This is a genomic window from Corynebacterium axilliensis (genome assembly GCF_046097495.1).
In the GTDB taxonomy this organism is placed as follows: Bacteria; Actinomycetota; Actinomycetes; order Mycobacteriales; family Mycobacteriaceae; genus Corynebacterium.
The window spans coordinates 1905578-1918002 of record NZ_CP175768.1 but is presented as its reverse complement, the minus strand read 5'-3'; the positions used below and the strand labels follow the sequence as shown (position 1 = coordinate 1918002).

The following is a 12425-nucleotide window of genomic DNA, read 5'->3' as shown; positions in this document are numbered from 1 at the left end:
CCGCCCAGTCTAGTTGGGGTACTGCATCTCGGCAGCGTCACCGGCTTCGCGCACGATGTCCAGGGACTCGCGGAACTCCACGAGGTCCACGCCGGACTTGCGGTACTCGTTGAGGATGGTCTCCGGGATGCACACCGCGCGGGGCTCCAAGTCAATGCCCTTCTGCGTGATGGTGATGGTGCCATCCTCCACGGTGGCCAGGCCGGCGTCCTGCAGGCCCTCAAGCAGGCCCTCGTACGTGCCGGTCTCCGGCTGCAGACGGTCTTTCATGTAGTCCACGGTTACCGGCTTCTTGACGTCCCACAGGATCATCAGCATGAGGTACTGCGGATATGTAATGCCAAGTTCCTTCAGAAGAGGATCATAAGAACGGATCACGGAACGCGCGGCGCGGTACAGTGAAAAGCAAAGCTGGTCTTCTAGGTGGAGAGACATGTTGACCACCCTACCCTAAATATTTGGTACCCGCGCAAGGGCAAAATCTACATAAATTCCTTAATCTGAGCTGAGAGCATCATGGTTCCTCCTTCCCTTCCCCTCGGCGCGCGCATCCCGGCGCGCGGCGTCTTCGAGGACGACTGGTCCGCCCGCCCCACCGCACAGCGCCCGTGGCCGGTCATCCTCATCCACGGCACGTGCGATACCAAGGGCATCTGGCAGGAGCTGGCGTCGCGCCTGCGCGCGGACGGCTGGGCGGTCTTCGCCTCGGATTACGGCCAGCGCGCCACCGGCCCCATCCCGGAATCGGCCCGGCAGCTCGGCGCGTACATCGAGGCGGTCCTCCAGGTCACCGGCGCACAACAGGTTATCCTGGTGGGCCATTCCCAGGGCGGGCTGCTGGCGCGCTACTGGATGCGCCGCTACCAGACAGCGGAGAAGGTGCGGCACGTGGTGTGCCTGAGCGCCCCCAACCACGGCACGACGGAGGGCGGCATCACCAATCAGCTGGTGCGCAACGAGCGGCAGGAGGGCGTGATGCGCTCGCTTATCGACGCCTGGTTTGGCCCCGCCGGCCGCCAACAAATCGCCGGCAGTGACATCATCGCCGCCGCCAACGGCGCAGCCCACGGCACCGAGGTTGAGCCGGGCGTGACGTACACGTGCATTGCCACTCGCTCCGACATCGTCGTGGTCCCGCCCAGCTCCTGCTTCCTCGAGGGCGAGGGTGTGCGCAACTTCTACGTGCAAGACACCGACCGCTGGGCCATCGTGCGGCACGAGAACATGCCCTTGGATAAGCGCGTGTGCGCGCTGGTGCGCGAGGATCTGGCGGACTTAGAGGTCTAGCTCGTCCAAGAGCGCGTCGAAGGCCGGGCCTACCTGCGTGCGCCACAGGGTATCCACGCGGTCGTCGGCGCGCCCCGGCCCGCCGTTGATGGTGGCCACGCGCTTGCCCTGCTTCTTGGCCTCGAGCACGAAGCGGAAGCCGCTCATCACCGCCAGCGAGGAGCCCGCCACCAGCAGGGACTCCGAGCGCTCCAGCAGCGCATAGGCCGCGTCCCTTCGCTCCTTCGGCACGGGTTCGCCGAAGTAAACCACGTCTGGTTTGAGCTTCTGGGAACCACAGTGCACGCAGCCGGGCATCCGGAATTCCGCGACAGCCTGCTGGCTTAAAGCCACGTCACCATCGGGGTTCACGTCCGCATCATCGACCACCCAGCGCTCCAGATAGCCGGGGTTGGCCGCGGCCGCGCGGGCGTCGTAGTCCCCGCGCGCTTCCTCGACGTCGCAGCTTAAGCAGATGACGTGCTCCATGTCGCCGTGCAGCGCGATAAGCCGTTGCTGGCCTGCCTCCTTGTGCAGGCCGTCGACGTTCTGCGTGACCAGGCCGCTCAGCAGCCCGGCGCGCTCGAGTTCCACCAGGGCATAGTGCGTGCGGTTGGGGTAGGCGGCCTGCATCACCCGCCAGCCCACAAACGCCCGGGCCCAGTAACGGTGCGAGGCCTCCGGGTCGTGGAGGAACTCCTGGTAGGTCATAGGCCGGTGGCGGCTGAGCGTGCCGTTCGGGCCGCGGTAGTCCGGCACGCCCGATTCCGTGGAAACGCCCGCGCCCGTGAGGACCATGACGGCGCCGCGGGTGAGCTGCCGGGAGACGTCGCCAAGCGCCTGCGCGTCCGGCGTGGGGGACGCGATCTCGGTGACGACGCGGGAGATCGAGCGCAGCGCGGACTGGTGGGCGTCAAAGGGATCCATGGGCGCCCACTCTAGCTAGCCCAGCGTCTCCTCGTAGATATCCTCAGAGTCGAGCTCGCCGTGGCGGGAGCAGCGCGCGTTCCAGCCGTCCGGGCGCACCTGCACCACCATGCGGCGCCCGCACAGCTGGCAGTAGCGCGGCACGTCGAGGCCAGCCGCCGCCGCTGGGTGGAGAGGAAAATTCTCACTCAGCGGCTTGCCGGTATTGGGGTGGAACAGTGGTTCCTCGCCCGCGAGGACGGCGGCGACGAGCTCCGTCGACCCGCCTGGTGAAGGGGCCATTAGAGGGCCTTGATGGGCAGGTCGATGCGGCCGAGCATGTCGACGTCCTTCTCAATCTGCTTGCCCAGCGTGGTGAGGTAGTTGCCGGCAATGATGGCGTTGATGCCACCGAGGAGGCCCTGCTCCGTGCCGTCGTCTCCGAGGGAGAGCTCGCGGCCGCCCGCAAAGCGCAGGGTCACCGACGGCATGGCCAAACGGAAAGCGGCCACCGCGCGCAGCGCCTCACCGAGCGGGACCAAGGGGCGATCCGCAAACGGGGTGCCCGGGCGCGGGTCTAGGAAGTTCATCGGAACCTCGCACGGCTCAATCTGGGCGAGCTGGTAGGCAAACTCAGCGCGGTCCTCCAGGGACTCGCCCATGCCGATGATGCCGCCGGAGCAGACCTCCATGCCCACCGCGCGGACGTGATCGAGGGTCTCCTTGCGCTCCTCCCAGGTGTGGGTGGTGACCACGTTGGGGAAGAAGGACTTGGAGGTCTCCAGGTTGTGGTTGTAGCGCTGGGCGCCCATGTCCTTGAGGCGCTGCGCCTGCTCCCGGGTGAGCGTGCCCAGGGACAGCGAGATTTCAATGTCCACCTCGTCCAGGATGGCCGGGATGGCCTCGGCGACCTGGCTCAAGAGGTTCTCGTCCGGGGACTTCACCGCGGCGACGATGCAGAACTCGGTGGCGCCGGACTTGGCGGTCTTCTTCGCGGCCTCCACCAGCTCCGGGATGTTGAGGCGGGCGGCGCGCACCGGGGATTCAAAGAGGCCGGACTGCGAACAGAAGTGGCAGTCCTCCGGGCAGCCGCCGGTCTTAATGGAGATGATGCCTTCCACGGAGACGTCCGGGCCGCACCACTTCAGGCGGGTCTTGTGGGCGATGTCAGCAATCTCTTCCAGCTGCTCATCAGGAACCTGGAGGACCTGGAGGAGTTCCTCTTCGTTGAGTCCGATGCCCTGCTCCAGGGCCTTGTCGCGGGCGATATCTACGATGCTCATGACGGAAACCTTACTTGAACGGCGTTCAAGTTGTGGAAAATCTCCGCCTTTTCCTTCCGCGGACTACCCTTGAGGGCCATGACTCTCTACGACGACACCCTGGCCCTGCTCCAAGAACTCATCCGCAACGCCTGCGTCAACGACCTCACACCGGATTCCGGCGACGAGGTCCGCAACGCCGACACCCTGGAGAAGTTCTTCGAGGGCACCCCGGTGGAGATTCAGCGCTACGAGTCCCACCCGGGCCGAGTCAGCATCGTGGTGACCGTGCCAGGTGATCCGGACAAGGAGCCGCTCACACTCATGGGCCACACGGACGTCGTCCCCGTGGACGAGCCCAAGTGGACCAAGCCGCCATTCGACGCCGTCATTGAGGACGGCAAGCTCTACGGCCGCGGCGCGGTGGACATGCTCTTTATTACGGCGACGATGGCGGCGGTAACGAGGGACGTGGCCAAGCGCGGCAACCCTGGCGGCACCCTGGCGTTTGTCGGCATGGCAGACGAGGAGGCCCGCGGCGGCCTGGGCTCCATCTGGATGGATGAGCACCATCCGGAGGCGTACTCGGTGCGCAACTGCCTTTCGGAAACCGGCGGCAGCCACCTGCCCGGCGCGCTGGGTTTCAACGTGGGCGAAAAGGGCGCGGGCCAGCGCCGCCTGCACGTGCACGGCGATGCCGGCCACGGCTCGACGCCGTTTGGCAAGGACTTTGCCATCGTCAAGATTGGTGAGGTGGCGCGCCGCATCGCCGCGGCTGAGCCGCCCGTGGCCACCGACGAGGTGTGGCAGAGCTTTGTCAAGACCTTCCGCTTCGACCCGGAAACGGAAGCCGCGCTTCTCGACGGCTCCGCTACCGCCGCCGACTACGAGAATTTTGGCAACCTCGCCGCTTATGCCCATGCGTTCTCGCACACGACGATCTCCGAAACGGTGTTGCGCGCCGGCGGGGCGATTAACGTACTGCCCTCCCACGCCTACCTGGAGATGGACATCCGCCCCTTCCCCGGTCAGACGCAGGAGGATCTCGATGACTTCCTGCGCGCAGCCCTCGGCGATATGACCGATGAGGTGGAAATCGAGCACCTTATTACTGAGGACGCCACGCAGTCCTCCACGGATACTGAGCTGTGGCGCTGCATCGAGGAGACCGCCCACGAGTTCTTCCCGAATAAGGAAGTACTGCCGGTGCTAGCGACAGGAGGATCAGATCTGCGCGTGGCCCGCCGCCGAGGCGGCAATGCCTATGGCTTCGCGTTGCATGCTGCGGATCGGGATATGGCCAGCGCAAACTCGCAGCTACACAGCCACGACGAGCATCTCTATTTGGAAGACTTGGATCTCACTGTGAAAGCGTATTCTTCGCTGGTAAAACGCTTCCTGCGGTAGGAGCACTAGCGCAAAAGTGTAAAAGGTGTGGCACAATGTGGCGCATGAGAAACAAGCTTGCCCTCTGTTCCGCTGCCACTGCCCTCACCGTCGGCCTTTCCGCCCCTGCCGCATCTGCCGACATGGTCGATGACTACCTAGCCAAGGTTCCGGCCGGCCAGATTTCCTGTGAGCAGGCCGCGAAGTACTACACCAACCCCTCCGACTACAACAGCAAGAAGTCCCAGGCGCTGGCCGCCGCTAACTTCCACCCGCGCGGCGGCGAAATCCGTGACGCCGTTGCCCGCGCCGACGAGGCTATCGCTCGCTGTGGCCTGAACGGTGGCGGCAACAACGCCGGTAACAGCAATACGGCCCCCGCCAACAACGGCGGCAACCACCAAGCTGCTCCGGCGCCTGCGAACCAGAACCAGCCGGCACCGGCCCCTAACCATGGCGGCCAGTCTGCCCCGGCTCCGGCCAACAACGGTTTCCCGATGTTCCCGGTGGCCTTCGGCAACTACACCTTCTACCTCCCGGACCTGCTGGCCTACCTCAAGACCCTCGTCGAGGGCACCCCGCTGGCCCCGCTGCTGCCCTAAGCAGCAGCCTTAAAGTCCTAGCGGAAATACGTCCCCGCGTGCAGCGCGCAGCCGGTATTGAAGGCATGCCCGCACGCGGGGCATTTATATGCCGGGCCTAGTTCATCGCCGGCGTACTCGGCATACGTCATCTGCTGACCGCACGCCCCGCACATCACGCACAGCTCCTCCTTCGGCATCGCGCCAAACTCGTGGTCGGTGAGCTCCGTATGACAGAGCGAACAGGCGAACCAGCCGCCGCAGGTGTGGCACTTGTTCGCGACAACGTCGACAAGCGTATGCCAGTGACGGCACCGGCCCTGCCCGTCGATAGCTCCTTGAATCTGTGTCATTAGCGCGTCAGCCCCCATATGATCTGCTCGTGCACGCGCGGGTCATGGGGCAACTGCCCATGGTCGACGGGGGCGGACTCCACGTTGGCCACGTCCGCACCAGGCACAGCGCGCAGCTCCGAAGTCTGGTTCGGTGTCACGGTGTTATCCGCTGGCGAATAGATAGACGTGTAGGTGATACCGGGCGCGGTGTCCGGCAACTGGTTGAGCTCCTCCATAAAACTTGAGCCCTGCAATTGCTGAATACCGGCGCTGGTACCAACGAAATTGACCACATCGGGGGCGATTTTTGCCGCAGTGTTGAGGGGCGTTGCTCTGTCGCCCCACGACGTCCCGTGGAAGTTTGCGCCGATGGTGACCACTCGGTTTACTTCTTCTGCTGAGCCATACAGCTGCGTGAAGGTCTTGGTGTGCAGCCCGCCCTGTGAGAAGCCGACGAGGTTTACCTTGTCTTGGCCGGTGACCTCACGAATATGTTCAATCTGCCCAGCTATTTCGCGCCCAGAAGAATCCAGATCCGCAATGCCCTTCATATAGTCGTAGGCGTTCTGGTAGGTCAGGTCATCCGCTCCATAGTCGAAGGCCCACACGCACATACCCTGGTCCTTCAGCTTCGGGATGAGGTCGTTCCATTCGGCTGAATTTGCCGAAGTTCCATGCAATAAAACGACGGGTTCAGTGACAGAGCCCGTGGCCTTACAATCCGGATCATTGATGCCCAGACCCTGCGCAGCGGAGGTTTCCATGGACTCAGCATGAGCCGGAACCGGTGCGGAAGTGCCGAGAAGGATGGCGAGGAAGGCGCGCTGCAGAATGCCGTTTTTCATGAGCGATTAGTTTATCCTCCAACTCTGGCCACCTACTGTGTCATTCCTGTGCGCAAGTGGAGTGACGGCCACTACCATAGGAATGGATAGACAAAGGATCTGAAATGAAGCGAATTCTCTCTCTTGCTGCTGCGCTCTTTGTGCTCAGCGGCTGCTCTCTCGACGTCGAGCCTTCCACAAGCACTCTTGAGAGTGAGACGGTGCCAAGTGAAAGCACGAGCATTACCGAAGAGGCCCCACACCCCACCCTCCCCGCCGCTGAGGACAGCACCGAGAATATCGGCGTTGATCACCCACAAGAAGAAGTCATTGGCTTTACCGAGGCTCCCAGTGCGGCGCAGCCTTCTCCGATGGAGAAAACCATCGAATCCTGCGGTGACGTCTCACTGCACGAAACCGGAACCACATTCTTCAGCGATGGAACCTCTGGCTGGACACAACAGTGCGCCGACGAAATGTTGGCAGCGAATCCCCCAGTTCAAGAAGCCGCCGCTGTGTATGAAGCACCCGCCGTACAACAGAACTACGTTCACCCCGGCGCGTATTGCAACGGAGGTAGCGGCGTATCAAAGCGAGGCGTCCCTATGACGTGCGCACCCGCATCTGATGGCAGGATGCGCTGGCAAAGCGCTTAGGCCGTGCGCCACCGGGAGGACTGGATTCTGAAAACGACTACAGCCCCGCATCATCATGCGGGGCTGTCACAGGGTGTGACGTTCACGATGGCAGCGCAACATCGCTTTTTAAAGAGCATCTCCCGAGAATTTCCACCTGTCCACTTGTCTCCTTGACCCAGCACATACTGTGGACATGGGAAAAGCTCGCCCAGTTTGGCTAGACGAGCTGCATGCACTGCCAGCTCCGCATGGCCCTGCTCTAGCCCCAACCATGCGGCACTCTCGAAAGGGAAGTCTAAAGGCTTTTCTTTTTCGAACTCCACCACGCCAAGAGGGCCAAACCCGTAGCAAGCTGTGTCACGCCTAATGTGACCCACGCCGTTGAATCGAGGGCCACGGGAAAGAGGATTGCCAACACGGCCATCACCGCATGCATGCCACCATGTGTACCAGCCGCCCACCACACGCTTTTCTTCCACACAACCACTGCGCCGGCGAGAACCGCCATGCCGAGAGGAAGAACGAGGTACAAGAGAAAATCTGTTGTGCTTTGTTGCCCACCCGAGGAGAAGAGATGCGGAACAGTAAAAGCCAAAGTCGTCCACACTACCGTGAATATGGGTCGCTCAGCTGTAGTAGAAAACAGCCATCCACGATAAATCAATTCCTCTGGAATACCCTGCAGGAGATAAGAACGCACTAGAACATAGACGACACTAGCCACTATCACTCCCACTGAAGCGGTGTTGGGGACCGCATCGTGCTGTGCCTCAGGCTCCGAGAACAGCGATAAGAAAACCCAACCAATTGCCATCGGTACTGCGACGATAGCTGTGCCACCGAGAATTCCAGAGAGGATTTTCGAAATATCAAAAAGTCCGATCGCCCGCAGTTGTCGCCGCTCAACAAACCGCATCCATCCCCATAGCATGATCACCACAGCGATCGGGGTCAGCAGAAAGATTGCAGCATTAGCTCCGATCCCCACAGCGTCTTCTCGCTTCGCGACGGGTAGCTGGTGCAGCGGAACACGCACCATATTAGAAGCCATAAGCATGACGAAAGCGGCAACGATGCGAACTAAGAGTCCCCACCAGTTCAATGGAAGACGTGGGGAAAGAGGCAATGGAAGTTTGTTCATGTCAGGAAAATTACAGCTACTGCGAGCTGCTTTTAAGTGTCTCCCGTCATGACTTCAGGTCGCAAAATACATGACCCGCGTCATGGGTCGGCCGGTCTAGGATTAGTCCTATGCCCTCCCGAGCTCGCCAAATTGCTCCGTCTACGTATGTTGCGTCGACACATGACGTCGCCATGCTTGCGCAGCCTTTTCTAGCTTTTCTCAGCCCGTTAGCGGTGTTTATGATTCTCGCTATTGTGCGCTGGGATACTCCCCAGGCCATGATCCCCCAACTCGTTGCCCTGACGCTTTATCTTGGCTCTGAAATCTGGTGGTCGCACGCGGTAAAAAAGCGCCTGCCTCTCACTGCGGCTACGTGGTGCTTCGCTGCGTCGGCCCTAGTTGTATTCCTCACCGCGAATAACTCATCCTCGCTGGTAGTAATCTGGCTTGGGGTCGTGGCCGTAGTCATTGTCCAGTCGTTGCGTGCTGGAATCATCTACGGTCTAATCCCTGTCTTGACCGTAGCCGGAATCCATGTCGTCGCCGGCTCTAGCGTCAGCAGAATTATTACTGAAACTCTAGCGGCGTTCTCGCTGATAGCAATCGGTGTCTTTCTTGCACGCCTCGCCCGTACGGCAGCCACCGATGCTGTGGAGAAAGCCCACCGGGCTGCAGAACTCGCCGACGCAAATGAACAGCTACGGCACTCCATCGAGACCGCCCGTGAGCTCACACTCTCAGAAGAACGCGGACGCATTGCAGCAGCTTTGCATGATGGTTTAGGACATCGGCTCACGGCCATCAGCATGAGCTTGGATTTTTCCCAACGCATGATAGCGAAAAACCCACAACGCGCCGCCGAAGAGATCACTCATGCACGCGAAACAACAATTGCAGCGCTCGACGATATGCGCACTGTCGTGCGGGCCCTCCACCCTATTCGTTTAGAATCCGAAGGATTTTATGATGCACTGACTGCGTTGGGAAACTCCTTTTCTTCTACCGCACTGACCGTTGAGGTAGCAGTAGCGTCAAACGCCCCACAACTCACACCTCTCGCGGAAAGCTTTTTTCTCGCTGCGGCACAAGAGACCTTAACCAACGTGGTCCGACATAGTGCAAGCGCCACCACGGCACGCATATCCGTGATTTTTGACAGCGATCTCAACGTCATCACTATGTCGGTTTCCGACAACGGCCCAGGTTCTGATGACTCGGAGGCTGGCTTCGGTATTCGCTCGCTACAAGAACGGGCCGAAGCGCTTGGCGGACGAGTCCTCGTTTCGGGGCACGGGGGAATTGCTGATGGATTTCTTCTCAGTATCGAGCTGCCTGTGACTAGCTGCCAACAGAAGGACAGATCAACGTATGCCTAACCGAGTAATTCTCATCGATGACCATAAGCTGCTTCTCCGTGGCCTCACCTTAATCTTCGACACCATCGACGAGTGCGAAGTCGTCGCAACTACTACCGATGGAACAAAGGTGGGCTCCCTGATCGATGCTTTTGCACCCGACATTGTCGTCACAGATGCGGTCATGCCTGGCTTCGATGGGCTCGCTGTCGTACGCGAGTGTGCGACGCACTACCCTCATGTTCCCGTACTGGTTCTCACCACCTTCGACGACGCCACACTGGTCCGCTCACTCATCGATGCTGGTGCTGCAGGCTATCTACTCAAAGACATTGATGCCAATCATCTCGCGGAAGCGATCGATGCCGCCGCCAGCGGCGGCATCGTCCTCGATCCCCGTATTGCCCGTATGCTGCACCAACCAACAAACGCGAGCTGCAGTCCATCATCTAGAAAGCCTGCGCCCGTGGAGGGAGTCACCACCTTGACGCGTGCAGAGCGTAAAGTCGCGACCCTTGTTGCGGAAGGAAAGAACAACAAGGAAATCGCTGAAATTCTCTACTTGGCCGAAGGCACCGTAAAGAACCATGTGTCCGTCCTACTGCGCAAGATGAGGGCGTCCGATAGAACCGTCCTCGCTCTCACTCTTGCCCGCGCCTTTGGTCAACTAGATTAAATCCAATAGATTCGTGCCCCTAGTCCTGTTCGGCGTTCACGAACTGAAAGAGGAAATACTCGGGTCAACCAAGCGCAGCTGAACATGTGATTTTCAATGCGCCTTCCATCGCCGCGCGGAATTCCATTGAGGGGAATGCTAGCTCCGGTGCTTTTCTTTTGCCTTGCGGGCGGTCCGACTAAAGCCGACCAAGGCAGCAAAACGGCGGGGCACTTCAGTGCAAACTGCGTGTTCGCGCCAGTTAGGGCGTAGGCAGGGAAAGTCGACGGAATTGAGAACAGCCACGAGTATCTCGTTGTATGTTTCCCCTCATGGGCAGCTTTCAAGGCAAGGGGGAAGAATCACTCTAGTGGGCCCCTCCGACGTGACTGCTAACGTTATTTTCGGTTCACCCCCGCCCACCTCGGCACTCAACCCTGCTGTGGGGGTTACTCGTAGCGAAGCGAGCTGACCATCCCGGTTTCCATGTGATAGGCGTTATGGCAGTGAAATGCCCACTCACCGGGGTTGTCAGCGATCAGGTCGGCGATCATGGTTTCACCGTGGCGGAGAAGGACGGTGTCCTTGCGTAGTCCGCCGCTGCCGGGCAGCGCCCACGTGTGGCCGTGGATGTGCATGGGATGGGGCATCATGGTCCTGTTGCGCATGACCATCCGCAGGCGCTGGCCCTCCTGCACGGTCGCGGAGGAGGATTGGCCGTCGGTGAGAATGCTCCATTCATACGGCATCATCTGCCCGCCCAGGTCGATGCTGACTTCTCGGTCTGGTGTGCCCTCGGGCAGGAGTGCACGGTCTGCTGGCTTCAGGGAGGACAGAAGCAGTCCGGTGGACGACAACTCGGGGAAGTCGACATCGGGGTGGGGGGCCTGGCCGCCGGCGGTGCGGATGACGGCGAAGGCGCGGTCGTCCTTACCCACCGCCAAAGCCGTGAGCGGGAAGATGCCGTCGCCGAGGATGACCTCGACGTCGACACGCTCGCCCATCGACAGGTAGATCGATTCGGTCTCCCTGGGCTGGACAGGGAAGCCGTCGGTGTGGGTGACGGTCATGCGGTGACCACCGAGGGCCACCTTGAAGATGGTGTCACCGCCGGAGTTGATAAACCGCAGGCGGGCCTTGTCGCCCGGGCGAGCCTCGAAGGTCCGGTGAGCACGGGGTATACGTCCGTTGATGAGGTAGTGCGGATACATCACATCGCCGGCATCCCCGCCCAGTACCCGGTCCGGGGTGCCGTGCATCATATGGCCGTGACCTCCCATTCTCATCCTCCCGTTATGGTCGCCCGAACCCATTCCGGTGAGCTTGTCGAGCTCATCGTCGGGAGTGCCCTGAATGCCATCGACCCAGTCGTCGAGCACGATGGTCCACTCGACGTCCTGGTCCTCAGCGTCTTGCGGGTCACGGATGATCAGTGGGGCGTGGAGGCCGCGATCAAGCTGCAGGCCGGTGTGGGAATGGTAGAAGTAGGTGCCACCGTGGGGGACTTCAAAAACATAGGAGAAAGACTCACCAGGTTCAATGGGGTCCTGGGTCATGCCGGGCACACCGTCGGCTGCGTTGTGGAGTGCGATGCCATGCCAGTGGATGGAGGTGCTCTCAGGCAGTTCATTGGTGATATCGACCTGGAGGACGTCGCCGGCGGTGGCCTCAATGGCCGCATCCCCGGTGTCAGAGACGTATCCCCACGTCTTGGCTTCGATGCCGCCGATATCCAGAGAGAGGGGCCGGGCGGTCAGTGTCCGGCGCACCGTCGGCTCACCGAGCGCAGTGGGGGTGGGAGTGGGGCGAAGAGAGGTACCTGGAGCCGAGGCAGCGGGTCCAGGGTCGCGGGTGCAGGCGGCCACGGCCCCGGTGCCGGCGAGGACGAGCCCGCCGAGCAGAAACTGTCGTCGGGAAAACGCGTTCGTCATGATTTAACCTTCCTTGGTACAAGATTTCAGTGACACGGGAGACAGGCGCAGGTGAGGACCCTGCCCCGCGTGAGGGCCGTGCCCTCCACCCATTGAAAATATACCCCCCGGGGGTATACTGAAAATATACCCCATGGGGGTATACGCTAGAGAGCGGCATCGC

General features: G+C 61.1%; 14 protein-coding genes. 6 read left to right on the top strand and 8 right to left on the bottom strand.

Translation table 11 applies throughout. The features are described from left to right. Nucleotides 1-9: 9 nt before the first annotated feature. Nucleotides 10-435, bottom strand: coding sequence for a MarR family winged helix-turn-helix transcriptional regulator (locus tag ACKFR8_RS09215; RefSeq protein ID WP_408929863.1), 426 nt, complete (start codon nt 433-435; stop codon nt 10-12). Nucleotides 436-516: 81 nt separating this feature from the next. Here ACKFR8_RS09215 and ACKFR8_RS09210 point away from each other — a divergent pair, with 81 nt between their 5' ends. Then, nucleotides 517-1287, top strand: a complete 771-nt coding sequence (locus ACKFR8_RS09210) for an esterase/lipase family protein (RefSeq protein WP_408929862.1) — start codon at nt 517-519, stop codon at nt 1285-1287. On the opposite strand, the gene ACKFR8_RS09205 is transcribed toward ACKFR8_RS09210, so the two are convergent. From ACKFR8_RS09205 to bioB, 3 genes are read right to left on the bottom strand one after another with little or no spacing between them, the layout of a single operon-like run. After that, nucleotides 1276-2193 carry a Sir2 family NAD-dependent protein deacetylase gene (locus ACKFR8_RS09205; protein WP_408929861.1) on the bottom strand — a complete coding sequence of 306 codons (918 nt, stop codon included), beginning with the start codon at nt 2191-2193 and terminating at the stop codon, nt 1276-1278. The genes ACKFR8_RS09210 and ACKFR8_RS09205 overlap by 12 nt on opposite strands. Nucleotides 2194-2208: 15 nt before the next feature. Continuing rightward, the gene (locus ACKFR8_RS09200) at nt 2209-2475 is read right to left on the bottom strand and encodes a biotin synthase auxiliary protein BsaP (RefSeq protein ID WP_408929860.1); all 267 of its coding nucleotides are present in this window, start codon (nt 2473-2475) and stop codon (nt 2209-2211) included. Beyond that, nucleotides 2475-3455 carry a biotin synthase BioB gene (gene bioB, locus ACKFR8_RS09195; protein WP_306508208.1) on the bottom strand — a complete coding sequence of 327 codons (981 nt, stop codon included), beginning with the start codon at nt 3453-3455 and terminating at the stop codon, nt 2475-2477. Before bioB ends, ACKFR8_RS09200 begins: the two co-directional genes overlap by 1 nt. 78 nt (nt 3456-3533) lie before the next feature. Here bioB and ACKFR8_RS09190 point away from each other — a divergent pair, with 78 nt between their 5' ends. Further along, nucleotides 3534-4841: a M20/M25/M40 family metallo-hydrolase gene (locus ACKFR8_RS09190; protein ID WP_408929859.1), complete on the top strand. Its 1308-nt coding sequence runs from the start codon at nt 3534-3536 to the stop codon at nt 4839-4841. A 44-nt stretch (nt 4842-4885) separates the two neighbouring features. Further along, nucleotides 4886-5422 (top strand): hypothetical protein, encoded by a 537-nt coding sequence (locus ACKFR8_RS09185; protein ID WP_373692304.1) that lies wholly within the window; start codon nt 4886-4888, stop codon nt 5420-5422. 17 nt (nt 5423-5439) lie between these two features. On the opposite strand, the gene ACKFR8_RS09180 is transcribed toward ACKFR8_RS09185, so the two are convergent. Then, complete coding sequence (locus tag ACKFR8_RS09180; RefSeq protein ID WP_408929858.1) at nt 5440-5754, bottom strand: CHY zinc finger protein; 315 nt, start codon at nt 5752-5754, stop codon at nt 5440-5442. Then, nucleotides 5754-6581: an esterase/lipase family protein gene (locus ACKFR8_RS09175; RefSeq protein WP_408929857.1), complete on the bottom strand. Its 828-nt coding sequence runs from the start codon at nt 6579-6581 to the stop codon at nt 5754-5756. The genes ACKFR8_RS09180 and ACKFR8_RS09175 overlap by 1 nt, the downstream gene beginning before the upstream one ends. 104 nt (nt 6582-6685) lie before the next feature. On the opposite strand from ACKFR8_RS09175, the gene ACKFR8_RS09170 reads away from it, so the two are divergent. Continuing rightward, nucleotides 6686-7216: a membrane lipoprotein lipid attachment site-containing protein gene (locus ACKFR8_RS09170; RefSeq protein WP_306508200.1), complete on the top strand. Its 531-nt coding sequence runs from the start codon at nt 6686-6688 to the stop codon at nt 7214-7216. A 277-nt stretch (nt 7217-7493) separates the two neighbouring features. Here ACKFR8_RS09170 and ACKFR8_RS09165 read toward each other — a convergent pair whose 3' ends face one another. Then, nucleotides 7494-8339 (bottom strand): CPBP family glutamic-type intramembrane protease, encoded by an 846-nt coding sequence (locus tag ACKFR8_RS09165; protein ID WP_408929856.1) that lies wholly within the window; start codon nt 8337-8339, stop codon nt 7494-7496. 173 nt (nt 8340-8512) lie between these two features. Here ACKFR8_RS09165 and ACKFR8_RS09160 point away from each other — a divergent pair, with 173 nt between their 5' ends. Both ACKFR8_RS09160 and ACKFR8_RS09155 read left to right on the top strand, forming a co-directional pair. Further along, a complete protein-coding gene (locus ACKFR8_RS09160; RefSeq protein ID WP_408929855.1) occupies nt 8513-9697 on the top strand; it encodes a sensor histidine kinase in 1185 nt (394 codons plus the stop codon). Continuing rightward, nucleotides 9690-10352: a response regulator gene (locus tag ACKFR8_RS09155; RefSeq protein WP_408929854.1), complete on the top strand. Its 663-nt coding sequence runs from the start codon at nt 9690-9692 to the stop codon at nt 10350-10352. Before ACKFR8_RS09160 ends, ACKFR8_RS09155 begins: the two co-directional genes overlap by 8 nt. A 428-nt stretch (nt 10353-10780) precedes the next feature. On the opposite strand, the gene ACKFR8_RS09150 is transcribed toward ACKFR8_RS09155, so the two are convergent. Further along, nucleotides 10781-12262, bottom strand: a complete 1482-nt coding sequence (locus ACKFR8_RS09150) for a multicopper oxidase domain-containing protein (protein WP_408929853.1) — start codon at nt 12260-12262, stop codon at nt 10781-10783. Between the last annotated feature and the right edge of the window lie 163 nt (nt 12263-12425).